Source organism: Streptomyces sp. SID14478 (assembly GCF_010548525.1).
GTDB lineage: Bacteria > Actinomycetota > Actinomycetes > Streptomycetales > Streptomycetaceae > Streptomyces.
Window position 1 is genome coordinate 1 of sequence record NZ_JAAGMG010001301.1, and the last position, 582, is coordinate 582.

The 582-nt window shown below is 77.0% G+C and carries 1 protein-coding gene; it reads left to right on the forward strand.

The window, feature by feature from the left end:
* On the forward strand, nt 1-582 hold a 582-nt coding region (locus G3I40_RS41315; protein WP_164559939.1), incomplete at both ends, for a bifunctional adenosylcobinamide kinase/adenosylcobinamide-phosphate guanylyltransferase.

A 582-nucleotide genomic window follows, 5' to 3' on the forward strand; every position in this document is an offset into this window, starting at 1 on the left:
CTCGGGGCGGCGGGCGCGCGGGCCGTGCCGGACGGGACGACCCTGCAGGTGGGGGCGTACGAGGACGTGCCCGACGTGCCGCGCAGGACGCTGGTGCTCGGCGGGGCCCGCTCGGGGAAGTCGGTCGAGGCCGAGCGGCGCCTGGAGGCGTTCCCCGACGTGCTGTACGTGGCGACCGGCGGGACGCGGAACGGGGACGGCGAGTGGGCGCGGCGCGTGGCCGTGCACCGCGAGCGGCGCCCCGGCTCGTGGCGCACCGCAGAGACCTGCGACCTCGTACCGCTGCTGTCCGACGCGTCGGACACCGCGCCGCTGCTCGTCGACTGCCTGTCGCTCTGGCTGACGTACGCGATGGACGAGGTGGGGGCCTGGGACGACGCGGAGTGGGCGGGCGGCGGGGAGAAGGCGCTGCGCACGCGGGTCGCCGAACTCGTCGACGCCGTGCGCCGCACCCGGCGCACGGTCGTGGCCGTCTCGAACGAGGTCGGCTCGGGGATCGTGCCCGCGACGGCGTCCGGGCGCCGCTACCGCGATGAACTCGGCCGGCTCAACGCGGCGTTCGCGGGCGAGTGCGAGCACGTG